This is a genomic window from Prevotella sp. khp1 (assembly GCF_900102205.1).
In the GTDB taxonomy this organism is placed as follows: Bacteria; Bacteroidota; Bacteroidia; order Bacteroidales; family Bacteroidaceae; genus Prevotella; species Prevotella ruminicola.
Window position 1 is genome coordinate 34,123 of record NZ_FNJZ01000001.1, and the last position, 26,572, is coordinate 60,694.

At 50.3% G+C, this 26,572-nt stretch carries 21 protein-coding genes and 1 pseudogene; 11 read left to right on the forward strand and 11 right to left on the reverse strand.

The genetic code is table 11. The features are described from left to right. Positions 1-37: 37 nt before the first annotated feature. The gene (gene glgP, locus BLR73_RS00170) at positions 38-2,617 is read left to right on the forward strand and encodes an alpha-glucan family phosphorylase (protein WP_091857793.1); all 2,580 of its coding nucleotides are present in this window, start codon (positions 38-40) and stop codon (positions 2,615-2,617) included. 34 nt (positions 2,618-2,651) lie between these two features. Here glgP and BLR73_RS00175 read toward each other — a convergent pair whose 3' ends face one another. From BLR73_RS00175 to BLR73_RS00185, 3 genes are read right to left on the reverse strand one after another with little or no spacing between them, the layout of a single operon-like run. Further along, entirely contained in the window at positions 2,652-3,224 is a 573-nt protein-coding gene (locus BLR73_RS00175; protein WP_013063625.1) for a DUF4369 domain-containing protein, read from the reverse strand. Beyond that, positions 3,224-4,162: a ribose-phosphate pyrophosphokinase gene (locus BLR73_RS00180; protein WP_013063227.1), complete on the reverse strand. Its 939-nt coding sequence runs from the start codon at positions 4,160-4,162 to the stop codon at positions 3,224-3,226. Before BLR73_RS00180 ends, BLR73_RS00175 begins: the two co-directional genes overlap by 1 nt. A gap of 42 nt (positions 4,163-4,204) precedes the next feature. Then, positions 4,205-4,813 carry a thiamine phosphate synthase gene (locus tag BLR73_RS00185; RefSeq protein WP_013063409.1) on the reverse strand — a complete coding sequence of 203 codons (609 nt, stop codon included), beginning with the start codon at positions 4,811-4,813 and terminating at the stop codon, positions 4,205-4,207. 203 nt (positions 4,814-5,016) lie between these two features. Here BLR73_RS00185 and fabD point away from each other — a divergent pair, with 203 nt between their 5' ends. Both fabD and BLR73_RS00195 read left to right on the forward strand, forming a co-directional pair. Then, the gene (fabD, locus tag BLR73_RS00190; RefSeq protein ID WP_013064140.1) at positions 5,017-5,907 is read left to right on the forward strand and encodes an ACP S-malonyltransferase; all 891 of its coding nucleotides are present in this window, start codon (positions 5,017-5,019) and stop codon (positions 5,905-5,907) included. Positions 5,908-5,933: 26 nt separating this feature from the next. Beyond that, positions 5,934-7,592, forward strand: coding sequence for an alpha-amylase family glycosyl hydrolase (locus tag BLR73_RS00195; protein WP_091857796.1), 1,659 nt, complete (start codon positions 5,934-5,936; stop codon positions 7,590-7,592). A 214-nt stretch (positions 7,593-7,806) separates the two neighbouring features. Here the strand turns inward: BLR73_RS00195 and BLR73_RS00200 are convergent, their stop codons facing one another. Continuing rightward, positions 7,807-8,472: a GIN domain-containing protein gene (locus BLR73_RS00200; RefSeq protein ID WP_176763570.1), complete on the reverse strand. Its 666-nt coding sequence runs from the start codon at positions 8,470-8,472 to the stop codon at positions 7,807-7,809. Positions 8,473-8,598: 126 nt separating this feature from the next. Here BLR73_RS00200 and BLR73_RS00205 point away from each other — a divergent pair. Continuing rightward, positions 8,599-9,060: pseudogene (locus BLR73_RS00205) on the forward strand (hypothetical protein); the annotation flags it as partial. Positions 9,061-9,097: 37 nt separating this feature from the next. Here BLR73_RS00205 and BLR73_RS00210 read toward each other — a convergent pair. The 5 genes from BLR73_RS00210 to BLR73_RS00230 form a co-directional block, all read right to left on the reverse strand. Then, positions 9,098-10,174: an endonuclease/exonuclease/phosphatase family protein gene (locus tag BLR73_RS00210; RefSeq protein WP_084163186.1), complete on the reverse strand. Its 1,077-nt coding sequence runs from the start codon at positions 10,172-10,174 to the stop codon at positions 9,098-9,100. Between the two features lie 36 nt (positions 10,175-10,210). Continuing rightward, a complete protein-coding gene (locus tag BLR73_RS00215) occupies positions 10,211-11,464 on the reverse strand; it encodes an ATP-binding response regulator (protein ID WP_091857801.1) in 1,254 nt (417 codons plus the stop codon). 87 nt (positions 11,465-11,551) lie between these two features. Further along, positions 11,552-12,736, reverse strand: coding sequence for a glycosyltransferase family 2 protein (locus BLR73_RS00220; protein ID WP_033151328.1), 1,185 nt, complete (start codon positions 12,734-12,736; stop codon positions 11,552-11,554). A gap of 23 nt (positions 12,737-12,759) precedes the next feature. Beyond that, positions 12,760-14,334, reverse strand: a complete 1,575-nt coding sequence (locus tag BLR73_RS00225; RefSeq protein WP_033151329.1) for an Rne/Rng family ribonuclease — start codon at positions 14,332-14,334, stop codon at positions 12,760-12,762. Between the two features lie 256 nt (positions 14,335-14,590). Beyond that, positions 14,591-14,866: an HU family DNA-binding protein gene (locus BLR73_RS00230; protein WP_013063334.1), complete on the reverse strand. Its 276-nt coding sequence runs from the start codon at positions 14,864-14,866 to the stop codon at positions 14,591-14,593. A 194-nt stretch (positions 14,867-15,060) separates the two neighbouring features. Here BLR73_RS00230 and pyk point away from each other — a divergent pair, with 194 nt between their 5' ends. From pyk to BLR73_RS00250, 4 genes are all read left to right on the forward strand, one after another. Continuing rightward, the gene (pyk, locus tag BLR73_RS00235; protein ID WP_074760883.1) at positions 15,061-16,506 is read left to right on the forward strand and encodes a pyruvate kinase; all 1,446 of its coding nucleotides are present in this window, start codon (positions 15,061-15,063) and stop codon (positions 16,504-16,506) included. A gap of 24 nt (positions 16,507-16,530) precedes the next feature. Beyond that, positions 16,531-18,621: a M3 family metallopeptidase gene (locus BLR73_RS00240; RefSeq protein ID WP_091857803.1), complete on the forward strand. Its 2,091-nt coding sequence runs from the start codon at positions 16,531-16,533 to the stop codon at positions 18,619-18,621. Between the two features lie 129 nt (positions 18,622-18,750). Continuing rightward, positions 18,751-19,452, forward strand: a complete 702-nt coding sequence (locus BLR73_RS00245) for an iron-sulfur cluster assembly scaffold protein (RefSeq protein WP_013065322.1) — start codon at positions 18,751-18,753, stop codon at positions 19,450-19,452. Positions 19,453-19,467: 15 nt separating this feature from the next. Then, a complete protein-coding gene (locus BLR73_RS00250; RefSeq protein ID WP_013063070.1) occupies positions 19,468-20,484 on the forward strand; it encodes a GGGtGRT protein in 1,017 nt (338 codons plus the stop codon). 84 nt (positions 20,485-20,568) lie between these two features. Here the strand turns inward: BLR73_RS00250 and BLR73_RS00255 are convergent, their stop codons facing one another. Beyond that, positions 20,569-21,099, reverse strand: a complete 531-nt coding sequence (locus tag BLR73_RS00255; protein ID WP_033151332.1) for a hypothetical protein — start codon at positions 21,097-21,099, stop codon at positions 20,569-20,571. A 76-nt stretch (positions 21,100-21,175) separates the two neighbouring features. Between BLR73_RS00255 and BLR73_RS00260 the strand changes: the two genes are divergently transcribed. Further along, complete coding sequence (locus BLR73_RS00260) at positions 21,176-22,120, forward strand: D-2-hydroxyacid dehydrogenase (protein ID WP_041385626.1); 945 nt, start codon at positions 21,176-21,178, stop codon at positions 22,118-22,120. On the opposite strand, the gene BLR73_RS00265 is transcribed toward BLR73_RS00260, so the two are convergent. Then, on the reverse strand, positions 22,117-22,422 hold the full coding sequence (locus tag BLR73_RS00265) for a Dabb family protein (protein WP_013065314.1): 306 nt from the start codon (positions 22,420-22,422) through the stop codon (positions 22,117-22,119). The genes BLR73_RS00260 and BLR73_RS00265 overlap by 4 nt on opposite strands. A 136-nt stretch (positions 22,423-22,558) precedes the next feature. Here BLR73_RS00265 and ettA point away from each other — a divergent pair, with 136 nt between their 5' ends. After that, positions 22,559-24,256 (forward strand): energy-dependent translational throttle protein EttA, encoded by a 1,698-nt coding sequence (ettA, locus tag BLR73_RS00270; protein ID WP_091857806.1) that lies wholly within the window; start codon positions 22,559-22,561, stop codon positions 24,254-24,256. Between the two features lie 29 nt (positions 24,257-24,285). After that, positions 24,286-26,571: a glycoside hydrolase family 2 TIM barrel-domain containing protein gene (locus tag BLR73_RS00275; RefSeq protein ID WP_091857810.1), complete on the forward strand. Its 2,286-nt coding sequence runs from the start codon at positions 24,286-24,288 to the stop codon at positions 26,569-26,571. Position 26,572 lies beyond the last annotated feature (1 nt).

The window sequence follows — 26,572 nt, forward strand, 5'->3', positions numbered from 1 at the left end:
AGATTAAAGAAGAATTCAAATAAAAATTTGAGAGATTATGAAAATTAAAGCTGATTATGCAAATGCTCCAATGTGGAAGGATTTGACCGTGAAGTCGAGTCTTCCTGAAGAACTGAAGTGTTTGGACGAGATTGCCCACAACATGTGGTGGGTATGGAACTACGAGGCTCGCGACTTGTTCCGCGACCTGGACCCTGAGCTTTATCATGAGGTAAAACACAACCCAGTTATGCTGCTTGAGCGACTGAGTTTTGCCCGTAAAGAGCAAATTGTAAAGGATAAGGCGCTGATGAAGCGCATTAAGAGCGTTTACACCTTGTTCCGTAAGTATATCGACGTAGAACCCGACAAGAAGCGCCCATCGGTGGCTTACTTCTGTATGGAGTACGGTATCCACTCGGCCCTGAAGATCTACTCGGGCGGTCTGGGTATGCTGGCCGGCGACTACGTGAAGGAGGCTTCTGACTCTAATGTTGATATGTGTGCCGTTGGTTTCCTGTACCGTTTTGGTTACTTTACACAGAGCCTCTCGATGGAGGGACAGCAGGTGGCCAACTACGAGGCACAGAACTTTAGCAACCTGCCTATCGAGCGCCAGCTTGACAAGGATGGTAGCCCCATGGTGATTGATGTGCCTTACACCAACTACCAGGTTCACGCTTATGTTTGGCGTGTAAACGTGGGTCGTGTAAAGCTGTACCTGCTGGATACCGACAACGAGATGAACTCGGAGTTTGACAAGCCTATCACCCACAGCCTGTATGGTGGCGACTGGGAGAACCGCTTGAAGCAGGAGATTCTGCTGGGTATCGGAGGTATGCTGCTGCTGAAGAAGCTGGGCATTAAGAAGGATATCTACCACTGTAACGAGGGACACGCTGCCCTGTGTAACCTGCAGCGTCTGTGCGACTATATCGACGAGGGTCTGACATTCAACCAGGCTCTGGAGCTGGTTCGTGCCAGCGGTCTTTACACCGTTCACACACCAGTACCTGCTGGTCACGACTACTTCGACGAGGGTCTGTTTGGCAAGTACATGGGCGGTTACCCACAGAAGCTGGGTATCTCGTGGGACGAGTTCATCGGCATGGGTCGTATCAATCCTAACGACCACAGCGAGCGTTTCTGCATGAGTACATTTGCCTGCAACACCTGTCAGGAGGTTAACGGTGTATCTATGCTGCACGGCTGGGTAAGCCAGAAGATGTTTGCACCTATCTGGGCCGGCTACTATCCCGAGGAGAACCACGTAGGTTATGTTACCAACGGTGTTCACTTCCCCACATGGTGTGCTACCGAGTGGCGTAAGGTGTATGCCAAGTACTTTGATGCTAAGCACATGAGTGATCAGAGCAACGAGGAAATCTGGCACGGCATCTACAACTGTCCTGATGAGGAGGTTTGGGCCACACGTATGGCACTGAAGAACAAGTTGTTTGACTATATCAAGGAGCAGTTCCGCGAGAAGTGGCTGAAGAACCAGGGCGATCCTTCGCGTGTGGTTTCACTGCTCGAGGGTATGAATCCTAACGCACTGGTAATCGGTTTCTGCCGCCGCTTTGCTACTTACAAGCGTGCACACCTGCTGTTTACCAACCTGGAGCGCTTGAGCAAGATTGTGAACGATCCTGAGCACCCAGTAATCTTCCTGTTTGCTGGTAAGGCTCACCCAGCTGATGGTGCCGGTCAGGGCTTGATCCAGCGCATCTACGAGATTTCGCAGCGTGATGAGTTCCTGGGCAAGATTATCTTCCTGGAGGACTACGACTTCCTGCTGGCCCGCCGCTTGGTATCGGGTGTAGATATCTGGATGAACACTCCTACACGTCCACTGGAGGCATCGGGTACATCGGGCGAAAAGGCCGAGATGAACGGTGTAGTAAACCTCTCAGTAAAAGACGGTTGGTGGCTTGAGGGCTATCGCGAGGGTGCCGGTTGGGCTCTTACCGAGAAGCGTACCTACCAGAACCAGGGCTACCAGGACAACCTGGATGCTGCTACCATCTACCACCTGCTGGAGAACGAGATTATCCCATTGTACTACGATAAGGATAAGAAGACTGGCCTGTCGAAGGGTTGGGTGAAGGTAATCAAGAACTCGATTGCTCAGATTGCTCCTCACTACACCATGAAGCGACAGCTTGACGACTACTACGAGAAGTTCTACAACAAGCAGGCTAAGCGCTTTAAGGCTCTGAGCAAGGACAACAACAAGCTGGCCAAGGAACTGGCTCAGTGGAAGGAGACCGTAGCTGAGCGCTGGGATGCTATCCGCGTGGTTAGCGCCGAGTGGGATTATCCTGCTGCCGGTATCGAGACTGCACAGAAGTACACCATCCGCTACGTGATTGACGAGCAGGGACTGGAGGATGCTGTAGCACTCGAGAAGGTGAACGTACATATTAATAAGGAGGGCGAGGAGCGCATCTTCTCGATCGAGCCACTGAAGATGGTGGGCCACGAGGGTAACAACTATATCTTTGAGGCTACACTGGCTCCACAGCAGGCTGGACAGTTCAAGAGCGCCATCCGTATGTATCCTAAGCATAAGGAGCTGCCTCACCGTCAGGACTTCTGCTACATTAAGTGGCTGGAGCTGCCTGCACACACCGTGTAATTACATTGGTACAAGCATAAAAAAGAACCCGGGTTCAATCTCTGAACTCGGGTTTTTTATAATTCTGGATGATGTATCGTCCTAATACGTTTTGCCGGTTACGCTGGCCGGTTTGGGTGATGCAATCGCTGATGCGGCGGTGCAGACTATCAACCTGCTGCTGCAACTGCTGGCGATGGGCGGCGTTGGTACGGGTGGAGAGCTGGGCCAGGCGGATAAGCTGGGTGCCAAGCTTCTGCACGGTATCGTTAAGGGCCTGCCACTGATTGTTGAGCTGGGTACCCGACACACGCGATGGGCGGGGGTGCTGGTTGAGCTCGATGGTGATTTCGCCAGGTTCGAGGAAGAAGCTGCAGCTGGTGAGCTGCTGGCGGTTGAGATAGGCACGGCAGAACAGCGTGGTATCGGTGGTGCCGGCAAACTTAAAGGTGCCGCCGCTAACGATGGCCTGGCCAAGAACCTTTTGTGGCGGGTCTTCGAATGCCAGGGTTACGGTGTCGCCATCCTTCAGCTGGGTAGCGCAACCCTTGATCTGATAAACATCAGACTGGCAGGCGCAAAGCATGAAGCTTGCAACTGCCAGTCCGATAAAACTTTTATTTGTCATTATACAATGTACAAATCGCTGATGCTCTTGTTGTCGATTACACGCTGGATGGCCTCGGCAAACATCTCGGCTACACTGAGCTGCTTAATCTTAGCACAACGCTGGGTGTAAGGAATAGAGTCGGTGAATACAATCTCCTCGAGGGCCGAAGCCTGTACACGATCGCTGGCAGGACCACTCATCACACAGTGGCTGGCGCAAGCGCGAACAGTGAGTGCACCGTTCTCCTTCATCAGGTCGGCTGCCTTGGTAATGGTACCGGCAGTATCAACCATATCGTCGATAATCACTACATTCTTACCTGCTACATCACCAATAATCTGCATAGATGCTACCACGTTGGCGCGGGCACGGGTCTTGTTACACAATACCAGTGGGCAGCCCAGGTACTTGGCGTAGGTGCTGGCACGCTTTGAACCACCAACATCGGGTGATGCGATTACCAGCTCGTCGAGTTTAAGCGACTGCAGGTAGGGCAGAATAACGTTTGATGCATACAGATGATCGACAGGAACATCGAAGAAACCCTGAATCTGGTCGGCGTGCAGGTCCATGGTGATCACACGGTTAACACCAGCAGCGCTGAGCAGATCGGCCACCAGCTTGGCACCGATGCTTACACGGGGCTTATCCTTACGGTCCTGGCGGGCCCATCCGAAGTAGGGGATAACGGCATTGATGGTACGGGCCGAAGCGCGCTTAGCTGCATCAATCATCAGCAGCAACTCCATCAAATTGTCGGAACTGGGGAAGGTGCTTTGAACCAGGAAGATGTCGCGACCGCGGATACTTTCCTCGTACGAAACAGCAAACTCTCCATCAGAGAATTTGGTGATTTGTAACTTACCTAACGGGCAACCAAGACTTTGACAGATTCTTTCTGCCAGGTATCTCGTGGCTGTTCCTGAGAATACCAAAAAGGAGCTCTTATCACTCATTGTTAATACCTATTTATATTTTTATATTAGTACTTTAGCATGCTAATCAATCGTTTTTCGCAGTTTTTCGAAGTGGTTAAGTAAGGCCTTGTAGTCGATCTCGTTGTGGATGTTGAAGCGGTTCCATAGGTCGCCGCATATCACCATGCCACCAAAGCCTAAATCCTTAATCTCCTTCACGCGGTCGAGATTCATTCCTCCTAAGGCGTAAACCTTCTTGTCTATCAGGCCCTGCTTGGAGGCTGCGCGTAACTCGTCCATCGTAAACGACTGCTTCTCGTCGGCATTGGTCTGACTGTCGAAAATAGAGTGTAGGAAAACATAGTTCGACTTTTTCTTTGTTTCCTTGAGTTCGCTGATAGCGTGGCACGTGCGGCTGATGTTGCCCTTATAGCCAACGGGAGCCTCGGTGAACGCATCGTCGATATGTATACCGCGCAGGCGATACTCCTCTTTTAAATAGAAGTGGCCGTGAACGGTTATGCGGTTGTGATAGTCGTCGCCAAGCAGAGTCAGTAAGCGCTCAGAATACATGGGCGAAGCACCTGGCTTGTACAGGTGCAGATTATCCAATCCCTCCTCGAAGAGGTTCACAAGTATCTTGTCCTCTTCGACGAAGAATGTGGGTTTCGTCATTACAATAAGCTTCATTTTTGCCATCTGTTCTCTTTCTAAGTGCAAAATTACACAGATTTTTCGATATTATCACCACTTTCGGCAAAAAAATAGTCATTAGGGTGCATTTTTCAGAAAGTTTTAGTAATTTTGCATCCTGAAAAGAGCAAAAGGAGGAAAAAAGGAGGAGTTTTAAATAGTGAAATAGTAAAATTGTAAAATAGTAAAATTAAAGAAAGATGAAAGCATTTGTTTTTCCCGGACAGGGAGCACAGTTTGTAGGAATGGGTAAGGATCTGTATGATACCAACCCCCTGGCAAAGGAACTTTTTGAGAAGGCTAACGAGATTCTTGGCTATCGTATTACCGATATTATGTTTGCTGGTACCGACGAGGAGCTGAAGCAGACTAAGGTTACACAGCCTGCCGTTTTCCTTCACAGCGTTATCTCGGCACTCTGCATGGGCGACGCTTTCGATCCTAAGATGGCTGCTGGTCACTCACTGGGTGAGTTCTCGGCTCTTACAGCTGCTGGTGCCCTGAGTTTTGAGGATGGCTTGAAGCTGGTTTATGCTCGTGCTATGGCTATGCAGAAGGCTTGCGAGGCTCAGCCCTCAACTATGGCTGCTATCATTGCTCTGCCCGATGAGACTGTAGAGCAGGTTTGCGCCGAGGTTAGCAAGCTGGGTAAGGGTGTAGTAGTAGCCGCTAACTATAACTGCCCCGGACAGCTGGTTATCAGCGGTAACGTTGAGGCTATCGAGGAGGCTTGCGAGCGCCTGAAGGCTGCTGGTGCTAAGCGTGCACTGGTGCTGAAGGTAGGTGGTGCTTTCCACTCGCCACTGATGCAGCCTGCTAAGGACGAGCTGCAGGCAGCTATCGAGGCTACTGAGATTAAGACTCCTAAGTGCCCCGTTTACCAGAACGTAGATGCTAAGCCTCATACCGATCCTGCTGAGATCAAGGCTAACCTGATTGCTCAGCTCACAAGCTCGGTCCGCTGGACTCAGAGCGTACAGAACATGATTGCCGATGGTGCCGACGACTTTACAGAGTGCGGTCCTGGTAAGGCCCTGCAGGGTATGATCGTTAAGATCAATAAAGAGGTCAATGCACACGGTATTGAGTAAGATTAAACATGAAACATTAAACATTAATGATGAATAGTTCGAAGATAATTATTTATCAGGTGTTTACCCGCTTGTACGGCAATAAGAATGTGACGCGCCATGAGGACGGAACATTGGCCGAGAACGGTTGCGGAAAACTGAACGACTTCACGCCCAAATCCTTGAAAGCTATCAAGGAGATGGGCGTGAGCCATATTTGGTACACAGGTGTTATCCGACATGCATCGCAAACTGATTACACCCAGTACGGCATTCCACGTCAGCACGCTGCGGTGGTGAAGGGTAAGGCTGGATCGCCTTACGCCATTACCGACTACTATGATATCGACCCTGATCTGGCCGAGAACGTAGAGCAGCGCATGCAGGAGTTTGAGGCGCTGGTAGAGCGCACACACAAGGCCGGACTGAAGGTGATTATCGACTTTGTGCCCAACCATGTGGCTCGTCAGTATCACTCTATCTGCAAGCCCAAAGGGGTGAAGGATCTGGGCGAGGAGGATAACCCACAGAACGGATTCGACCCGCAGAACAACTTCTATTATTGTCCCGGACAGCGTTTCCATCCTTACTTCGACCTGTATCACGGCGAGGCCGAGGAGTATGACGAGGAGCCTGCCAAGGCCACGGGTAACGACTGTTTCCACAATGCACCAGGCATGAACGACTGGTACGAGACGGTGAAGCTGAACTACGGTGTGGATTACTATGCCGGCGGCGTGGGCCACTTTAATCCTATCCCCAACACATGGGATAAGATGACGGATATACTGCTCTTCTGGGCGGCTAAGGGCGTTGACGGATTCCGTTGCGACATGGCCGAGATGGTGCCTGCTGCCTTCTGGCATTGGGCCACGGATAAGGTGAAGTACCGCTATCCCGAGTGCGTGTTTATCGGCGAGGTGTATAACCCCGGCGAGTATCGCAACTACCTGGGTGCCGGATTCGACTACCTGTACGACAAGGTGGGCATGTACGATACGGTGCGCAGCGTGATTTGCAACCAGCAGAGTGCCCATGCGATTACAGGCGCCTGGCAACAGACGGATGATATCAAGCAGCACATGCTGTACTTCCTGGAGAATCACGACGAGCAGCGCGTGGCCAGCGACTTTTTTGCCGGCGACGGCCGCAAGGGCATACCGGGCTTAGTGGTATCGGCCCTGCTGCAGCAGAACCCGCTGATGATTTACTTCGGACAGGAGTATGGCGAGCGTGGTATGGACAAGGAGGGCTTTAGCGGCTGCGACGGACGAACCACCATTTTTGACTACTGGAGCGTGGACACCATGGTGCGTGCGGCTAACCGCAAATATACCATCCGCGAAAAGTATATCTACGATATGTATTGCAAGGTGATGACGCTGGCACAAAAGGAGAAGGCTATCACGCAGGGCGAGATGTTCGACCTGATGTATGCCAACGGCCATCTGCAGCGCCAGTATGCGTTTATACGCAAGCACGGCACCGAGGCCATCCTGGTGATTGCCAACTTTGCCGATCAGGCTACCACCGTGAACGTAAATATTCCCGCTCATGCCTTCGACTATTTAGGCTTAAGCGAGAAAAACGCGCAGGTAACCGACTTGCTCACCGGCACGAAATCGCGCCTCCATTTTAAGCGCGACGAAGCGGTACAGGTAGAAGTTCCCGAAAATGGTGCCGCCATCCTAAAATTCCGCGCGTAAAATTTATTAGGCACGGATTAACACGGCTTTTTTATAAAAAATACACGGATTTATAATAAAAAAACACGGCTAAAGTTGAAATAACCAAAGCCGTGTTTTTAATTTATTAAAGCCGTGTAAATCCGTGCCAAAAAATCTCCGTGTAAAATCGCGTCAAAAATAAAAATTCGTGTTAATTCGCGAAATTCGTGCCTAAAAAATCCGTGCCTAATAATTAGATTTCACTGATGCTGCCGACGCCGGAGCGGTGGGTATTCTTCTTCTTGGGATGACCGCCGTACTCTAACGAACCTACACCCGACACGCGGCCTTCGATGCTTTCGGAAGCATAACACTTGATGCTGCCCACACCTGATACGCTGGCTGTTACGTTCAGTGCCTTTAGGTTGCCAGCCTCGATACTGCCAACACCGCTATTGCGCAACTCAACATCATCGGCAATACCGCTGACTGCAATCTCACCAACACCACTATTGGTAATCTCTAATTTATCGGTATCCAGACTGTCCATCTTAATGTTAGAGGCACCACTATTGGTTACCTTGGTAAGGTCGGCAGTATAAACCTTGATTTTTACCTCTTGTGTGTTCAGATTGAGATTTTTCTGTGTGTACTTAATGTTCAGTGCGTCGTTGCCACTTTCGAACTTGTAGTATTCAATATAATTGTCGGGAGCAGTGAGCTCGATGGTGCCGCTCTTTTTCACGTCCTGCACGATCTCTACGTGGCCCACGCAAATCATGTTTACTTCCTCGAAAGTATCAACCTTATAGGTCTTGGTTACGATGTTGTCGCTGGGGGTTACCTTGTTGATACCCAAATCTAACTTACACGATGTGAGCGCCAAAGCACATACCATCAATAATAATACCTTTTTCATATTCATTTATTTATTTAATTGTTTTATTTTATTCTTTTGACGCATGTAAGGCGGAAAAAGTTGCAAGAAACTTGTTTTTTTTAGTTAAAATTCGTATTTTTGCGCCAAAATTTTAAAGATATGGCCGATTTTGTATTGAACGAGCACAACAAGGAGGAGTTTCCGCCAGCCCATACAGCCGAGCATCTGCTGAACCAGACGATGATCAGGATGTTTGACTGCGGACGATCGTATAATGCCCATGTGGAGCGTAAGAAGAGTAAGATGAGTTTCCACCTGGCCCAGAAACCATCGCGCGCCGAGGAGCGTGAGATTGAGGAGCGCATGAACGACCTGATAGCACAGGACTTGCCTGTGACGTTTGAGTTTGTGACCCGCGACACGATACCCGATGATGTGACGCTTGACCGACTACCCGATGATGCATCGGAGACCATCCGCCTGGTGCGCATTGGCGATTACGACGTGTGTCCCTGTATAGGTAAGCATGTGCGCAGCACCTCGCAGATAGGGCGCTTTGAACTGCTGGGCACCAACTGGGACGAACAGGAACGATCGTTTCGCGTAAGATTCAAGATAGTACAATAAAAAAATCCCGCTCAAAAAGGCGGGATTCTTTATGTTGTTACTTCTGCTGATCCTGAGGAATCTGAATTTTTGAGAACACGGGGTTGTGGTCGGAATAACTCAACTCGCGCTTGTAATACGACAAGCCTAAGAAGGTTTTATCGTGGAAAATATAGTCGATGCGCACTTTCTTGTTACCACCACGGAAGGTGTACATAAAGCCGCTGCCGCACTCCTTGAAGCCATCGACCTTATCGCCCAGCATGGTGTTGTAGACGTAAGAGTAGGGCACATCGTTGAAGTCGCCGCATACAATGATGGGGCGCTCGCAATCGCGCATGTCCATCGCCAGCACGTTGGCCTGGCCCGAACGGGCTATCATACCTAAGGTGTAGTTGCCGTAGAAGGCACGCATCAGGGCGTTACCCTCGATATCCATACCCTGATTCATCAGCTTGCCGGCCTTGTGCAGGGTGCTGTTGATACCGGTGGTTTCCAAGTGGGCGTTATACACACGAATCACGGTTCCCTTGTAGTTTACCTCGGCCCACATGGCGCTGTTGTTGGTCATCTCGAAGTTCATGTTCTTCGACTTAACGATGGGGTAACGGCTGTAGATAACCATATCGTTCTCGCCCTGGGCCATATAGGGGAAGTACTCCTTGTAAGAGTCGCTGTTCTTCTTGTCGCCGCTCTGGTCGTTATACTCCTGGAAACAAGCCACATCCACCTTCTGTTTCTTCATCTCGCTCAGAATATCCTGGGCAATAAAGCCTGAGGTTTCGCGACCGAACATAGCCACGTTGTAGGTAGCAATCTTGATGCCGGGCTTGATGTCGGCATGCTCATCGAGCGAACCAAACTGATAGATGGTGCCTGAGTAGGGGATGCAGCACATGATGGCAATGAGCGGAATGAAAGCCCAATGGAAACGGCGCATAATAACCCAGTAAAGAAACAGTACCACATTGGCTGCTATCAGCACGGGCAGGGCATAAACCAGCATGGCGCGGGCTGTATTACCTGCAGGCTGAACATCACCACCGTAGAGACCTACAAGGGTGAATATCATGACAAGTACGGTGAGAATAAGAATGGAGAATGAAAAGTACTTTTGTACAGCAAGTTTTCCCATAATGTGTGAGTATAAAAAATATATGTGTAGTTATGCTTAGTCGAGGTATTTGCCAACTATCTCGATCAGGTTCTCAACCTTGAATGGCTTGGCCATGAACTCGTCGCAGCCAGCATCCTTTGCATCGCGGATATTCTCCTCGAAGGCATAGGCGCTCAGGGCGATAACGGGTGTGTCGGTATCTATCTCCTTAATGATGCGGGTGGCATCAAGACCGTTCATCTCGGGCATACGAATGTCCATCAGTATCAGATCGGGGTGCTCTTCCTCGTTCATGGTTACAGCCTCGATACCGTTATGGGCACGAATAAGGCGGTAACGCTTGTGGAGCACAATTTTTACCAGTTCGTAGTTGCTGTCCTCGTCCTCGGCTACCAGGATGGTCTTCTTGTTCTTATCGTCGGGGCGACCGCTTACACGGATGGTGCGAACGTTCGAGGTGGTGGTGTTGCGGGCTGGTGCTATGCCGCCAATGGTACCCTCGAAGGGCAGCACAAAGTGGAACAGCGAACCCTCGCCAAGTTTCGACTCGACATAGATCTTACCGCCCAGCTTCTCGACAATAATCTTACAGAGTGCCAAACCAAGGCCGTAGCCGTTGTTGTTGGTCTCGGCATCGCGAGAAACGTAGGTGTTAAAGATATGCTGAAGATCCTCGGGGGCAATACCCGTACCGGTGTCTTGCACAAAGAATTCGATGTTTGAGCCTTCGTCGAGCATGCGGTAACCATAGGTGATGCTGCCGGCCGAAGTATGTTTCAAGGCGTTGCTGATAAGGTTTGAGAATACCTGGGTGATACGGTTGGCATCGGTGTTGAAGGTAACGGCCATATTGGGCTTCTTCCAACTGAGCTTAACCGTCTCGGGGCAACGGAACTTAAACAGATTCTTGATACTGTCGCAGAGCTGGTTGAGGTCGGTGCTCGACTTCTTCATCGTGATTTCGCCGGCCTCTACACGTGAGAGGTCGAGAATCTCGTTTACCAGGCTCATCAAACGGTTGTTGTTGCTTTCAATGATTTCGAAGAACTTCATGCGGTCGTCCTGTGAATCGGTCTCGACCAATACGCGAGAGAAACCCTCGATGGCATTCAAGGGGGTGCGGATTTCGTGGCTCATATTAGCCAGGAAAAGCGACTTCATCTTGCTCGCTTTTTCTGCTTTTTGGGCCTTCTCCTCATATTCTTTCAGCTTCTGATTTGCGATGGCTAGCTGTTCTTGCGCAAGGGATAATTTGCGATTGGCCTCCGCATATTTCTGAAGCATTATTTCCTTCTCGCTATATTCCATGTTGTTTGTAAAAGTCACTATTTGGCTACAAAGGTAATGCTTTTTTTGTAAACACAAAAGAAAAATGAAAGAAAATTAGCAAAATTTTCAACTTCTCTTGGCTTTTTCCCAAGCGCCACTGTGATTATGGCTGCGCAGGTAGGCCATTCCGCGAAAAACATTGAGGTTCATAAAAACAAAATAGTAGGCGGTGTAAAGCAGCTTGTTCTTAACGCCGTGACGGGCCAAAAGCCAGCCGGCAAAGGCGCCTAGATAGAACAAAATCTGTGCTGCTAACATCAAATCGAAGAACGAACCTGCGCGCATTACAGAAAGTAATACGTTGATACCCAGTAAGATAACCATTGCAATTGGAGTAACGCTCCAACGCAGCACGCGGTGACTGATGTACTGGAAGCTTACCAGCGGGTACTTGATGGGGTTGAGCAAACTGCGCAACCACCAGATGCTTTGAAGTCCGCCGGCAGCGATACGGCGCTTGCGTTTGCTCTCTTCAAAAATGTTGGCAGAGCCGTACTCCTGAGCGTAGGCATCGGGGGTGTAGGCGATTCGCTTGCCATCCTGTACCACAAACATTGACATCATGAAATCGTCTAACAGGGCATTGTCGGGAACCTCGCGTACCAGCTGGGGATCGATGGCGTAGAGTTCGCCGGCGGCACCCATGGCCGAGAACAGCTCGCTGTCCCAACGTTTCAAGGTGCTCTCGTAGCGCCAGTACAGACCTTCGCCCTCGGCAGCCATCTGGCCCTCCTTGCGGGCGGCCACGCGTTTCTCGCCCGATACACAGCCCACGGTGGGGTCGGTAAACAGGCGGGCAATCTCCTTCATGGCGCCTGGATTAATCATGGTGTTGGCATCGGTAAAGGCCACATAGCGGGTCTTGAGTTCCTGCAAGCCGTGCTTAAGGGCGGCCGACTTGCCGCGGCGCTCGGGGCTGAACACGATATCAACCTCGGGGTAGGCCTTAAGCAGCTCGTTGGTGCGGTCGGTGCTGCCATCGGTTACCCACATAATACGGAACTTTTCGCGGGGGTAATCGATAGCCAGGGTGTTGGCCATCTTCTCGGCCACCACATCTTCTTCGTTATAAGCACAAATAAGCAGGGTGATGGTGGGCAGCTGCTCATCGGCAGGCACGACGGCCTTGCGGGGAGCGCCCGCAAAAAGCCGTTTTAGCCTGAGGATGATGTATAATAGAATTCCATAACCTAAATAGGTGTAGAATACTATGAGCAACATGGCCCAGAATAGGATTTTTAGTGTGAGCATAGGTTTTCGATATAAGAGTTTTATTACTTTGTTTCGATTTCTTCCTTCATGTCTATATATTGCCTGTCGGCATCATAGAACTCGTACTGAAGGAACGCCAGCTTCTGCGAGGGGATGACCCGTACGCCCAGTCCGTACTTCATTTGCCACTTCATCTTGAGGCTGAATAGGCCTTGGTTAATGTAGGCGGCAACGTAGGGATGAACGTGCAGATAGAACTTGCGCATACCTATCTTATTTACTAGGGTGTCAATCTTACTCTCGAGGGTATCAGTGAACAGGATGCTCGACTTGATAGTGCCTTTACCGAAACAAGTGGGGCAGGTTTCCTCGACGTTCACATTCATAGCGGGGCGAACGCGCTGACGGGTAATCTGCATCAATCCGAACTTAGAAAGGGGCAGGATATTGTGCTTGGCTCTGTCCTTCTGCATGTTCTTACACATGCGCTCGTAGAGCAGCTGGCGGTCCTCGGGTAACTTCATGTCGATAAAGTCGACGATGATGATACCACCCATATCACGGAGCCTGAGCTGGCGGGCCAGCTCGTCGGCAGCTCCAAGGTTGGTTTCGAGGGCGTTGGCCTCCTGATTGTTCTCTTTCTTGATTCGCGTACCGCTATTCACATCCACTACATGCATGGCCTCTGTGTGTTCGATAATCAGATAAGCACCATGTTTGTAGTTTACCGTTTTTCCAAAGCCCGACTTGAGTTGCTTGGTTACATCGAAATTGTCGAAAATGGGTACCGTGCCGTTATAGAGCTTAACGATATCCTTCTTTTCGGGTGCGATGAGTCCCAGATAGTTCTTGATTTCGTCGTAGATGCCGCTGTCGTTTACATGGATGCCGTCGTAAGTGGGATTGAAGAGATCGCGCAACAGTGCTACGGCCCTGCTTTCCTCCTCGAAGCAGAGTTGTGGTCGCTCTGTGGTCTTCTGTACTTTGCTAATCACGTCTTCCCAACGCTTCAACAGTATCTTCAGCTCGGCATCAAGTTCAGCTGCGCGCTTTCCCTCGGCTACTGTACGTACAATAACACCGAAATTCTTTGGCTTGATGCTCTGAATAAGCTGTTTCAGTCGGCTACGTTCTTCGCCCTTCTTGATTTTGGTCGAAACAGAAACACCGTCCTCGAAAGGAATAAGCACCAGATAACGGCCGGCAAAACTCAACTCGCAGGTGAGGCGTGGACCCTTGGTGTTAATAGGTTCCTTTACAATTTGTACCAGTATTTCCTGACCAACCTTCAAGGTGTTGGCAATGCTGCCATCCTTTTTAAGTTCTGGCTGGATGTGGGCTTTCTGGATAGGGTAGAGCTTCTTGCGGTCGCTCACTACCTGTTTCAGATATTTCTCGTAAGAGTTAAATTGAGTTCCCAGATCAAGATAATGCAGGAATGCAACACGTTCGGATCCGACATCAACGAAACAAGCGTTAAGTCCTGGCATCAGCTTCTTGACCTTTGCCACATAAATGTTGCCCACCGAGAACGATGCCGTGCGCTGCTCCTGCTGGTACTCTACCAGCTGCTTATCCTCGAGCAGGGCAATGCTTATGTCCTTTGGCTGCACATCAATGATAACTTCACTTGTCATTGTTTTTCTCCTTAATTGTTTTCCTTAAAAATTCTTGAGGGAATGTCTCGTTAGCACTAAAAAGGGTGTGCCGCTATCCATTATAGATTAGCAAGACACACTCCTTTCATTTCTTTACTATTGGTCACAGAGGATCAAGATTTACTTGCTCTTATGACGATTCTTGCGCAGGCGCTTCTTACGCTTGTGAGTAGCCATCTTGTGGCCCTTCTTTTTCTTTCCGTTTGGCATAATACTTAATAATTTATAATGTTAATTACTTCATTTTTTCAATAAAGCTCTTCGAAGGCTTGAAGGCGGGAAAGTCGTGAGCCTCGATTACCAGTGTGGTGTTCTTAGAGATGTTGCGGGCGGTCTTCTGAGCACGACGCTTCACTACGAAAGTACCGAAGCCACGCAGATATACATTCTCCTTCTCAGAAGCGAGACTCTCGCGGATGCACTCCATGAATGCCTCTACTGAGATGGCTACATCTTTCTTAGCCAGGCCGGTCTCTTCAGCAATTCTGTTGATGATTTCTGCCTTTGTCATTTCTTTATCTGTTTCTTTCTCTTTTATATATTAATAATGTGTAAACTCGAAATTCTTCGATTTCGGACTGCAAAGTTACTAATTTTCAGCCGATTACGAAAATATTTCTCGTTTTTTTTTCAAAAAATCACAAAAATCACCGCTTTTTGGCCGTTTTTTTGTATCTTTGCACCACAAAATGAAGGAAAAATAACATGAAGCAGACAAAAATTGTAGCTAGCATTAGTGACAGAAGATGTGATCAGGATTTCATCCGCAGTCTCTTCGAGGCAGGCATGAATGTAGTGAGAATGAACACGGCGCATGCCGATGAACAGGGTATTAAAAACATAATTAATAATGTGCGTAGCGTGAGCCACCACATTGGTATCCTTATCGATACCAAGGGTCCTGAGGTGCGTACCACCGGATGCCCAGAGCCCATCGCCTATAAAACAGGTGATGTGGTGAAGATTTTCGGTCGCCCCGAAATGGATACCACACACGACATCATTAACCTGTCGTATGCCGACTTTGCTGCCGACGTACACGAGGGTTGCCATATCCTGTTCGACGACGGTGCACTCGACATGAAGGTGATCGGTATCAACGGTCCAGCTGTGATCGCTCAGGTGCAGAACGACGGTGTGCTGGGTTCGCACAAGAGCGTAAACGTGCCCGGCGTTCATATCGCACTGCCTACGCTGACCGAGAAGGACCGCAAGAATATTAAACTGGCCATCGACCAGGACATCGACTTTATTGCTCACAGCTTTGTGCGCTCGGCTGCCGACGTGCGTGCCGTGCAGGCTATCTTGGATGCCTACAACAGCGACATCAAGATTATCTCGAAAATCGAGAACCAGGAGGGTGTGGACAATATCGACGAGATTATCGAGGCTTCGTACGGTATCATGATTGCACGTGGCGACCTGGGTATCGAGGTGCCCATCGAGCGTATTCCTGGTATCCAGCGACAGATTATCCGCAAGTGCGTACGCGCTAAGAAGCCTGTAATCGTTGCTACACAGATGCTGCACACCATGATTAATAACCCACGCCCCACACGCGCCGAGGTTACTGATATTGCTAATGCTATCTACTATCGTACCGATGCACTGATGCTGTCGGGCGAGACTGCCAGCGGAAAGTATCCTGTAGAGGCCGTTCGCACCATGGCCGCTATCGCCGAACAGGCTGAGAAGGACAAGATGCGCGAGAACGACATCGAGGTGCCCCTGTCACCAACATGCGACATCCGCGAGTTTATGGCTCACTCGGCTATCGAGGCTACCGAAAAGCTGGGTGTGAAGGGTATCATCACCGACGCCAGCTCGGGCGACACCGCTCGCAACCTGGCTGCCTTCCGTGGTCCTAACCCCGTGCTGGCTATCTGCTACAACGATAAACTGCAGCGTCTGCTGAATCTTTCATATGGTGTAATCCCTGTATATCAGAAGGAGCATATCGACAACGAGGTGCTGTTCCATGCGGCTGTACGCATGCTGCGCCAGAAGGGTTATGTGCAGGATGCTGATAAGATTGCCTACCTGAGTGGAAACGTAGGCGAGGGTGGTGGCACCAAGTTCCTGGAGATTAACACCGTGAAGGAGGTGATGACCAACCAGTATAAGTTCCACCTGCCACACTCAAATAAATAGACTTTACTTTATAAACTAACATTAATGGATATGAATTTTAAAAGAACACTCATGACGATGAGTATCGCAGCTGTGATGCTGCCAACTTTTGCCGCTGACGGACTGCCTAAGGGCGCACCCGATTTCAGCAAGATTAAGGAAACCGACTACCTGCCTGCCATCGAGAAGGCTATCAAGCTGAAACGACAGGAGATCAACAAGATTGTAAGCAACAAGCAGAAGCCTACCTTCAAGAACACCATCCTGGCGTTGGAGAAGAGCGGACTGGAGCTTGACAAATGGCTGAACGTAGCCGAGGGACTGGCCAGCGCACACAAGACGCCCGCCATTGCCGAGGCTGAGAAGAAGTCGACACCGCTGCTGACTGAGCTGGAGAACGAGATCTCGTTCAACAAGGCACTGTTTAAGCGTGTGAAATATGTTTACAACAACGAGTACAAGAACCTGAAGGGCGAGGACAAGCGCCTGACCGAGGTGGTATATAAGGGTTTTGTACGTTCGGGTGCTCTGCTGGATGATGCCAAGATGGAGCGCATGATGCAGATTAATATGCGTATATCGGAGCTGCAGCAGCAGTGGGGCGACATGCTGCCCGCTGCTACCAACAACGCTGTGGTTTGGGTGTATAGCAAGGACGAGCTGAAGGGCTTGAGCGATGCTGATATTGCCCAGTGCAAGAAGGATGCCGAGACTCGTGGAGGTAAGGCTCCTTACGCTATCGTGATAGTAAACACTACCCAGCAGGCTATCCTGAGCAGCTTGGAAAACCGCGATCTGCGTCGCCGTGTGTTCGAGGCTTCACGTCATCGTGCCGACGGCTCTGATCAGTACAACACCTTCCCCCTGGTAGTTGAGATTGCTAAGCTGCGCGCCGAGAAGGCCGAGCTGATGGGCTATAAGAACTACGCCTCGTACTCGCTGGAGCGTACGATGGCTAAAAACTCTGACAATGTGTACAACTTCCTGAAGCAGCTGATTGCTGAGTACACACCAAAGGCCCAGGCCGAGACCAAGGCCATCGAGGAGTTTGCCCGCAAGGAGATGGGACCCAACTTCAAGCTGCAGCCTTACGACCGTTTCTACTATTCGGCTAAGATGAAGCAGGAGATGCTGAACCTGAGCGACGACGAAGTAAAACCTTACTTTAACATCGACAGCGTGATTGTGAACGGTGTGTTCTACGCTGCTCATCGTGTTTACGGTTTGAACTTCGTGCAGCGCAAGGATGTGCCTACTTATCACCCCGACATGAAGGTGTTTGAGGTACGCGATAAGAATGGAAAAATGCTGGCTTTGTTCTATAGCGATCCTTATCGCCGCCCCACCAAGCGCGGCGGTGCCTGGATGAGCGCTTTTGCCAAGCAGAGCGGCTTGCGCCAGCAGTTGCCTATTATATATAATGTAACCAACTATGCCAAGGCTCCCGAGGGTCAGCCCACGCTGATTACCTGGGACGAGGTAACAACACTGTTCCATGAGTTTGGTCACGCCCTGCACGGTATGCTCTCTAACTGTTATTACAACACCCTGAGCGGTACCGCTGTGGCTCGCGACTTTGTGGAGATGCCATCGCAGTTTAACGAGAGCTTTGCCTCGATTCCTGAGATCTTCGACCACTACGCCAAGCACGCTGTTACCGGTGAGCCTATGCCTGCCGACCTGAAGGAGAAGATGCTGAAGAGCATTAACTTCCAAACAGCCTACGCCCTGGGCGAGAACCTGGCTGCTACTTGTCTGGATCTGGCTTGGCACCATCTTTCAGTAAACGAGATACCTACAGCCGACGACGCTGCGCAGTTCGAAATCGACGCGCTGAAGAAGATCGGTCTTTACGATACCCAGATTCCACCACGCTACAGCACTTCTTACTTCAACCACGTTTGGGGCGGAGGTTATGCTGCCGGCTACTACAGCTATCTGTGGACCGAGGTGCTGGCCTGCAACGTGGCCGATACCTTTGAGAAGTTGGGCGCCTTGAAACCCGAGACCGGCGATGCCTTCCGAATGAAGGTGCTGAGCCGCGGTAACACCAAGGACCAGATGGAGATGTTTACCGACTTTACTGGCATGAAGAACCCCGACGCTTCGGGTTTCCTGAAGTATAGAGGTCTGTAAACCTGCTAGTTGGTTAATAATTCCTAAATGATAGACCCTAAAAATGGTAATATCAAATAATTGGAGTAATTTTGTAGGTCAAAAAGAAGGATATATTAAGTTGTTTAACATTTAAATGTTTTATTATCAATGATTTATTCAAAAGAAGTGGAGAACATGTGTAGCGTTTGTAAGGGCGCTTACCATGGACCTGCACCTATCCCCGAGGAGGGCAAATGGGTAGCAGTAAAGGAAATCAAGGAAATTTCTGGTTACACCCACGGTATTGGCTGGTGCGCACCTCAGCAGGGTGCCTGCAAGCTGAGCCTGAACGTTAAGGACGGTGTTATCCAGGAGGCTCTTGTTGAGACCATCGGATGTACTGGTATGACTCACTCAGCTGCTATGGCTTCTGAGATTCTGCCTGGTAAGACCATCCTCGAGGCTCTGAACACCGACCTCGTTTGCGATGCTATCAACACCGCTATGCGCGAGCTCTTCCTGCAGATTGTTTACGGACGTACACAGAGTGCTTTCTCTGAGGGCGGTCTGGCTATCGGCGCTGGTCTTGAGGACCTCGGTAAGGGTCTTCGCTCACAGACTGGTACACTTTATGGCACCGTTGCTAAGGGTACACGTTACCTCGAGCTCACTGAGGGTTACATCACAAAGCAGTACCTCGACGCTAACAACGAGGTTTGCGGTTACGAGTATGTACACCTCGGCAAGATGATGGAGGCCATCAAGAACGGTATGGACGCTAACGAGGCTATGAAGAAGTTCACTGGTTCTTACGGTCGTACAACCGAGGAGCAGGGTGCAGTTAAGGCAATTGATCCACGTAAAGAATAATAGGAGGATACGACAATGATTAGAAAAGTACAGTTTGAGAGTCAGGAGCGCCGTATCAACCAGGTTCTTGCTGCTCTGAAGGAGAATGGCATCAACTCTATCGAGGAGGCCAATGAGATTTGTGAAAAGGCTGGTATCGATCCATATCAGATGTGTGAGGACACACAGCTGATCTGTTTCGAGAACGCTAAATGGGCATATGTTTGTGGTGCTGCTATCGCCATCAAGAAGGGCGTTAAGACTGCTGCCGAGGCTGCTGAGGCCATCGGTATCGGTCTGCAGAGCTTCTGTATCCCCGGATCAGTAGCCGACGATCGTAAGGTAGGTATCGGTCACGGTAACCTCGCCGCTCGTCTGCTCCGTGAGGAGACTGAGTGCTTCGCTTTCCTCGCTGGTCACGAGAGCTTCGCTGCTGCTGAGGGTGCTATCAAGATTGCTGAGATGGCTAACAAGGTTCGTAAGAATCCTCTGCGCGTTATCCTGAACGGTCTTGGTAAGGACGCTGCTCAGATCATCAGCCGTATCAACGGTTTCACATACGTACAGACTAAGTTCGATTACTTCACTGGTGATCTGAACGTGGTTAAGGAGGTTCCTTATGGTAACAACCCAAGCCGTCTGAAGGTTAAGTGCTATGGCGCTGACGACGTACGTGAGGGTGTAGCTATCCTGTGGAAGGAGAACGTAGATGTATCAATCACTGGTAACTCTACAAACCCAACACGTTTCCAGCACCCAGTAGCTGGTACTTACAAGAAGGAGCGCGTACTCGCTGGTAAGCCTTACTTCTCAGTAGCTTCTGGTGGTGGTACCGGTCGTACTCTGCACCCAGATAACATGGCTGCTGGTCCTGCTTCTTACGGTATGACCGACACCATGGGTCGTATGCACTCTGACGCTCAGTTCGCTGGTTCTTCATCAGTACCTGCACACGTTGAGATGATGGGATTCCTGGGTATGGGTAACAACCCAATGGTAGGTGCTACTGTTTCTGTAGCAGTTGCTATCGACCTCGCCCTGAACAAAAAGTAATTTATTTACTTGAGATATTAAAATTTAAGCCTCGCCAATCGGCGGGGCTTATTTTTTGTTGTTATCAGCAAGCGGGCGTAGGGCTTACTGCACCTTGGTCATGTGATAACCCATGCGCTTAAGCTGAATGGCGGCTCCCATCAGGTAAAGCTGGTGCAGACAGCTCACATAACCATTGAAAGCCTCTTTAGTGCCGGGCTCCAGGTGCTGGTGCATCAGTGCGTTGTAAACACGCTGGGCGCACTCGCCGGTAAGTTTTTCAAGAGCGCTGTAATCGTCGCCCTGCAGCAGGAGTACTTCCTCACGGATGTATTCGTCCATTGCATCGTAGCCGCGCTTGTCGCGCATGTAAGCATACAGGTCTTCTACCTTCGAGTAGATCTCCCATTCGGTATCCCACATCTTGGCTACGGCCAGACCGATATACATCATCCAACCCAACGAGGCCGAAGGATAAGCCTGGAACTCGCGAATGCCATCGGGGATATAAGCCTTGGCTATCTCCTCCCACTTGTCTTCTACATCGGGGCACTCGGGCAGGCGCTCATCTACCTCGTTCAAACTCTGCAGAAACTGGTGCAGATCATTACGTAATTGTTCTTCAAATTTTTCCATTTCGGGTGCAAAATTAATTCTTTTCTGGCAAATTACAAAAAAAAATTGTATCTTTGCACCAAATTCTAACACAACAATGAAAATAGTAATTCTTGACGGGTACACAGCTAATCCTGGCGATTTGTCGTGGAACGAGCTGGAGAAGTTGGGCGATGTTACGGTGTATGAGCGTACGGCGCCCCAGGAGACGGTAGTACGTGCGGCCGAGGCCGACGTGGTGTTAACCAACAAGGTGCTGATAACCAGCGAGGTGATGGCACAGTTGCCCAAGCTGAAGTATATCGGCGTGCTGGCAACAGGCTACAACGTGGTGGATATCAAGGCGGCACACGAGCGCGACATTGTGGTAACCAACGTGCCGGCTTACAGCACCGAGAGCGTGGCACAGATGGTGTTCTCGCATCTGCTTACGGTAACTAACCGAACAGAGCATTATGCCCAGCAGAACCGCGAGGGCAAGTGGAGTAGGAGTAAGGACTTCTGCTACTGGGATGCCCCACTGACCGAGCTGGCCGGTAAGACATTCGGCATTGTAGGTTTGGGAAATATCGGTATGCGTGTGGCCCAGATTGCGCTGGCTTTCGGTATGAAGGTAAAGGCGCTGAGCAGTAAAGAGGTGCTGCCAGCCGGTATCGAGAAAGTAAATCTGGATGAGTTGTTGGCTACCAGCGATGTGCTGTCGCTGCACTGTCCGTTAACCGACAGCACGCGTCACCTTATTAATAAAGAGAGTCTGAAGAAGATGAAGCCATCGGCCATCCTGATTAATACCGGTCGCGGACCGCTGATTGACGACGATGCTGTGGCTGAAGCGCTGGAAGAAGGACGCCTGGGTGCCTTCTGTGCTGATGTGATGACCGTTGAACCGCCTGCTGCTGATAATAAACTGCAGAAGCAGCCCAACGCTTATATCACGCCGCACATTGCTTGGGCAAGCACCGAAGCAAGAGTGCGACTGATACAGGTAGCAACCGAAAATGTACGTTGCTTTATTAGCGGAAAACCACAGAATATGGTTTAGATCTCGAAATCGAGGCAGGAGCGCTGAACGGTGTAAGGACGAACCTTGCCGTTGGCTACGGCTACATGCTCGGGGTGAACGGCATAGCCCTTCAGCGCTTCTTCGCTTTCGAGCGTGCTGTCGAGCATCACGTCGGCATTTGATGAAGCCAGACGGCCATCGATATGAACCTTAACATCAAGCAGTCCGGGTACCTTACCTACCAATCCCTCAAGACCAGCCTTGATACCTGCCTTAACGGTCTGCTTCTCCTCTTCACTCAGTTCTGGATTCAATGTCCAAAGAATAATATGCTTTACCATAACCTAAATAATTAATGTTTGTTAGGTGCAAAAATAGGCAAAATAATCTGTTTGGCAAAGAAATTTGCCGAAAACAAAGCACAATTCAAGGATTTTTAGTAAATTTGCGCCAAATAACAAAAATCAATAAATCAATATGGCAACAGTTGACGACAAGAAAGTGATTTTCTCGATGGTTGGCGTGAGCAAAACTATCCAGCAAAATCAGAAACAAGTACTCAAAAACATCTACCTGAGCTTTTTCTATGGCGCTAAGATTGGTATCATCGGTTTGAATGGTGCCGGTAAATCTACGTTGATGAAGATTATCGCCGGACTGGATCAGCAGTATCAGGGAAACGTGGTGTGGAGCCCGGGTTACAGTGTGGGTTATCTGCCACAGGAACCACCTTTGAACGAGGAGAAAACGGTAAAGGAGAACGTGATGGAAGGCGTGCAGCACGTGTACGATGCGCTGGCCGAGTACGACGAGATAAACGTAAAGTTCGGATTTCCAGAATATTACGAGGATGCCGATAAGATGGATAAGCTGATGCAGCGTCAGGCTGAACTGCAGGATATCATCGACGCTACCGATGCCTGGAATATGGACTCGAAGCTGGATCGCGCGATGGCTGCGCTGAACTGTCCTCCTGGTGATTGGAGCGTGAAAAACCTCTCGGGTGGTGAGCGCCGTCGTGTGGCTTTGTGCCGCTTGTTGCTGCAGAAGCCTGATGTGTTGTTGCTCGATGAGCCTACCAACCATCTGGATGCTGAGAGTATCGATTGGTTGGAGCAGCACCTGCAGCAGTACGAGGGTACGGTGATTGCCGTTACGCACGACCGTTACTTCCTGGATGATGTGGCTGAGTGGATTCTGGAACTGGATCGCGGCGAGGGTATCCCCTGGAAGGGTAACTACTCAAGCTGGCTGGAGCAGAAGAGTCAGCGTTTGGCACAGGAAGAGAAATCGGCTTCGAAGCGTCGCAAGACTCTGGAGCGCGAGTTGGAGTGGGTACGTATGGCGCCTAAGGCCCGTCACGCTAAGGGTAAAGCCCGTCTGAACTCGTACGAGATGATGCTGAACGAGGAGCAGAAGCAGAAGGAAGAGAAGCTGGAAATCTTTATTCCTAACGGACCTCGTCTGGGTAATAAGGTGATCGAGGCTGAGCACGTAGCTAAGTCGTTCCCCGAGAAAACATTGTTTACCGATCTGAACTTCAACCTGCCACCAAATGGTATTGTGGGTGTGATTGGTCCTAACGGTGCGGGTAAAACCACGCTGTTCCGACTCATCATGGGGTTGGATCAGCCCGATGCAGGTCAGTTCTCAGTAGGCGAAACAGTGAAGTTGAGCTATGTGGATCAGCAGCATAAAGATATCGACCCAAACAAATCGGTATATGAAGTAGTGAGTCAGGGTAATGAGACTATCCGCATGGGGGGCAAGGACGTGAATGTGCGCGCCTATCTGAGCCGATTCAACTTCAGTGGTGCCGATCAGGAGAAGAAATGCGGCGTACTGTCGGGAGGTGAGCGTAACCGTCTGCATCTGGCCATCGCGCTGAAGCAGGAAGGCAACGTGCTGTTGCTCGACGAGCCTACCAACGATATCGACGTGAACACCCTGCGTGCGCTCGAGGAAGGTCTGGAGGCTTTTGCCGGTTGTGCAGTGATCATCAGTCACGACCGTTGGTTCCTGGATCGTATCTGTACACACATCCTGGCTTTCGAGGGCGAAGGAAATGTGTTCTACTTCGAGGGTAACTACAGCGAGTACGAGAGTAACAAGGCCCAGCGCTTAGGCTTAGAGGAGCCTAAACGCGCCCGATACCGTAAACTGATGGAAGAGTAATTCTTTTATTTAAAAAACAATAACTTAAAATGAAAAAACTAACTTTATGTGCTGTGCTGTTGGGAGCATGTATGTGTGCCCAGGCACAGACACAGCAACTATTCGACAATGGCTGGCATTTCAGCCACGATGGCAAGATCATCAGTGTAAACCTACCTCACGATTGGGACATCTCGTATGCCTCTAATCCTGAAACCGGTGCCACGGGTACCGACGGCGGATGGTTCCCCGCTGGCAAGGGGGAGTATCGTAAGGCTTTTGCTACTCCTAAGGGTGAGTTGGTGAAATTACACTTCGAGGGTGTGTATCAGCGTGCCGAGGTGTTTGTGAATGGACAGAAAGCTGGGCAGCATGCCTATGGCTATACCCCCTTCACCGTGGATGTGACACCTTATTTATATAAGGACAAGCGCCTGAACGAAGTGGTGGTGAAGGTTGATAATAGTCAGCAGGTGAACTGTCGCTGGTATTCTGGTTCTGGTATTTATCGTCACGTGTGGCTGCAGACGATGCCACTCCTGCACATCGCCGAGAACGGCGTGTTTGTTACCACGAGCAACATATCGACTAAAGAAGCCACAGTGAATGTAGAAGTGACGGTGCAGAACGAGGCTGCTAACGCCGGTCAGGCCATTGTAGAAGTGGAAGGCAAGCAACAGCAGGTGGAGCTCCAGGCAGGCGAGAGTAAGTCGGTATGCTTTAGCTATACCATCCAGAATCCCCATCTCTGGTCACCCCAGGATCCCTATCTCTATACTGTTAACACTAAGCTCTCAACACAGAATTCTCCATGCTCAACAAAATTTGGCGTGCGCTCGTTCAGCTACGATACTGAGAAAGGATTTGTGCTTAACGGCAAGCCCATGCTGTTGAATGGTGCCTGCGTGCACCACGACGACGGTGTGATAGGAGCCATGGCTTTCGATGACGCAGAGATACGTAAGGTGCGCCTGATGAAGGCTGCCGGGTTCAATCTGATTCGTACCAGTCATAACCCCACAACACGTGCTTTCCTGGATGCCTGCGACTCGTTGGGTATGCTGGTTATCGGAGAGGCTTTCGATGGTTGGCGCACAGCCAAGAAACCCTATGACTATTCTACACTCATCGATTCATGCTATCGTGAGGATATCCATGCCATGGTGATGCGCGACCGCAATCACCCCAGCATCATCTCATGGAGCATCGGCAACGAGGTGATAGAGCGCAAGGAGATAGCTGTGGTAACCACTGCTCGAAAGTTGAAGGCTGCTGTGCTGGAGTGCGACAAGACACGTCCTGTGACCGAGGCCCTCTGTGCCTGGGATCGCGATTGGGAGATTTACGACCCACACTTTGAGGTGCTGGATATTGCAGGCTATAACTACATGATATTCAAGCATACTACTGACCATAAGCGCGACCCCAAGCGCGTGATGTGGCAGACTGAGAGCTATCCACGTGGGGCTTTCCGCAACTGGGCTACCGTGCATGATTATCCTTATGTGATTGGTGATATGGTATGGACAGGTCTCGACTATTTGGGAGAGTCGGGCATCGGTCGCTACTACTATGAGGGTGAGCGCCCAGGCGAGAGCTATGCCGAAGGCGGACAACCCGATTGGCACGGCGCCTGCTGCGGTGATGTGGATATGACCGGCTGGCGTCGCCCCATCAGCCATTACCGCAGTATGCTGTGGAATGATAATGAACCACTCTACATGGCAGTGAAGGAGCCCAATGGCTATCATGGTAAGATATATGAAACCTCTTGGAGCGTATGGCCCACATGGGAGAGCTGGAACTGGGCTGGCTGGGAAGGTAAGCCCATCGATGTAGAGGTATATACCAAGGCGCCCGAGGTGAAACTCTATCTGAACGACCAACTGGTGGGCACGAAGAAGGTGAGCCGCGATACAGAGTTTAAGGCTGTGTTTACGTTGCCTTACGAGGCTGGCACCTTGCGGGCTGAGGCTGGTGATGAGACTGTTACGCTGGCCACTGCCGGTGAGCCTGCCCGTCTGCGCCTGACAGCCGACCGCACCAAGTTGACTGCCGACGGGCAGTCGCTGGCCTATATCACCGTCGAGGTGGTGGATAAAGAGGGTAGGGTATGTCCTGATGCTGCTATCCCCTGCGAGGCTATTGTAAAGGGCCAGGCCACGCTGATGGCTTTTGCCTCTGCCGACCTGAAGGACCGCGAAATAAAGACATCGCCACGCGCCACTACTTTTAAAGGTCGTGCCATCATCGTGGTACGTAGCACCCATAAGAAGGGTAAGGTGCAGGTGAGTGTGAAGAGTAGTCTGCCTGTAGCTACTACTAGCATCAATTAGA

Excerpts from the sequence above, each read along its gene's own strand:
- BLR73_RS00250 (WP_013063070.1), top strand. The coding sequence starts at position 19,468 with ATGATTAGAAAAGTACAGTTTGAGAGTCAGGAGCGCCGTATCAACCAG.
- BLR73_RS00220 (WP_033151328.1), bottom strand. The coding sequence starts at position 12,736 with ATGCTCACACTAAAAATCCTATTCTGGGCCATGTTGCTCATAGTATTC.
- BLR73_RS00175 (WP_013063625.1), bottom strand. The coding sequence starts at position 3,224 with ATGACAAATAAAAGTTTTATCGGACTGGCAGTTGCAAGCTTCATGCTT.
- glgP (WP_091857793.1), top strand. The coding sequence starts at position 38 with ATGAAAATTAAAGCTGATTATGCAAATGCTCCAATGTGGAAGGATTTG.
- fabD (WP_013064140.1), top strand. The coding sequence starts at position 5,017 with ATGAAAGCATTTGTTTTTCCCGGACAGGGAGCACAGTTTGTAGGAATG.
- ettA (WP_091857806.1), top strand. The coding sequence starts at position 22,559 with ATGGCAACAGTTGACGACAAGAAAGTGATTTTCTCGATGGTTGGCGTG.
- pyk (WP_074760883.1), top strand. The coding sequence starts at position 15,061 with ATGAAGCAGACAAAAATTGTAGCTAGCATTAGTGACAGAAGATGTGAT.
- BLR73_RS00195 (WP_091857796.1), top strand. The coding sequence starts at position 5,934 with ATGATGAATAGTTCGAAGATAATTATTTATCAGGTGTTTACCCGCTTG.
- BLR73_RS00240 (WP_091857803.1), top strand. The coding sequence starts at position 16,531 with ATGGATATGAATTTTAAAAGAACACTCATGACGATGAGTATCGCAGCT.
- BLR73_RS00245 (WP_013065322.1), top strand. The coding sequence starts at position 18,751 with ATGATTTATTCAAAAGAAGTGGAGAACATGTGTAGCGTTTGTAAGGGC.
- BLR73_RS00260 (WP_041385626.1), top strand. The coding sequence starts at position 21,176 with ATGAAAATAGTAATTCTTGACGGGTACACAGCTAATCCTGGCGATTTG.
- BLR73_RS00215 (WP_091857801.1), bottom strand. The coding sequence starts at position 11,464 with ATGGAATATAGCGAGAAGGAAATAATGCTTCAGAAATATGCGGAGGCC.
- BLR73_RS00265 (WP_013065314.1), bottom strand. The coding sequence starts at position 22,422 with ATGGTAAAGCATATTATTCTTTGGACATTGAATCCAGAACTGAGTGAA.
- BLR73_RS00225 (WP_033151329.1), bottom strand. The coding sequence starts at position 14,334 with ATGACAAGTGAAGTTATCATTGATGTGCAGCCAAAGGACATAAGCATT.
- BLR73_RS00200 (WP_176763570.1), bottom strand. The coding sequence starts at position 8,472 with ATGAAAAAGGTATTATTATTGATGGTATGTGCTTTGGCGCTCACATCG.
- BLR73_RS00230 (WP_013063334.1), bottom strand. The coding sequence starts at position 14,866 with ATGACAAAGGCAGAAATCATCAACAGAATTGCTGAAGAGACCGGCCTG.
- BLR73_RS00210 (WP_084163186.1), bottom strand. The coding sequence starts at position 10,174 with ATGGGAAAACTTGCTGTACAAAAGTACTTTTCATTCTCCATTCTTATT.
- BLR73_RS00255 (WP_033151332.1), bottom strand. The coding sequence starts at position 21,099 with ATGGAAAAATTTGAAGAACAATTACGTAATGATCTGCACCAGTTTCTG.
- BLR73_RS00275 (WP_091857810.1), top strand. The coding sequence starts at position 24,286 with ATGAAAAAACTAACTTTATGTGCTGTGCTGTTGGGAGCATGTATGTGT.
- BLR73_RS00180 (WP_013063227.1), bottom strand. The coding sequence starts at position 4,162 with ATGAGTGATAAGAGCTCCTTTTTGGTATTCTCAGGAACAGCCACGAGA.
- BLR73_RS00185 (WP_013063409.1), bottom strand. The coding sequence starts at position 4,813 with ATGAAGCTTATTGTAATGACGAAACCCACATTCTTCGTCGAAGAGGAC.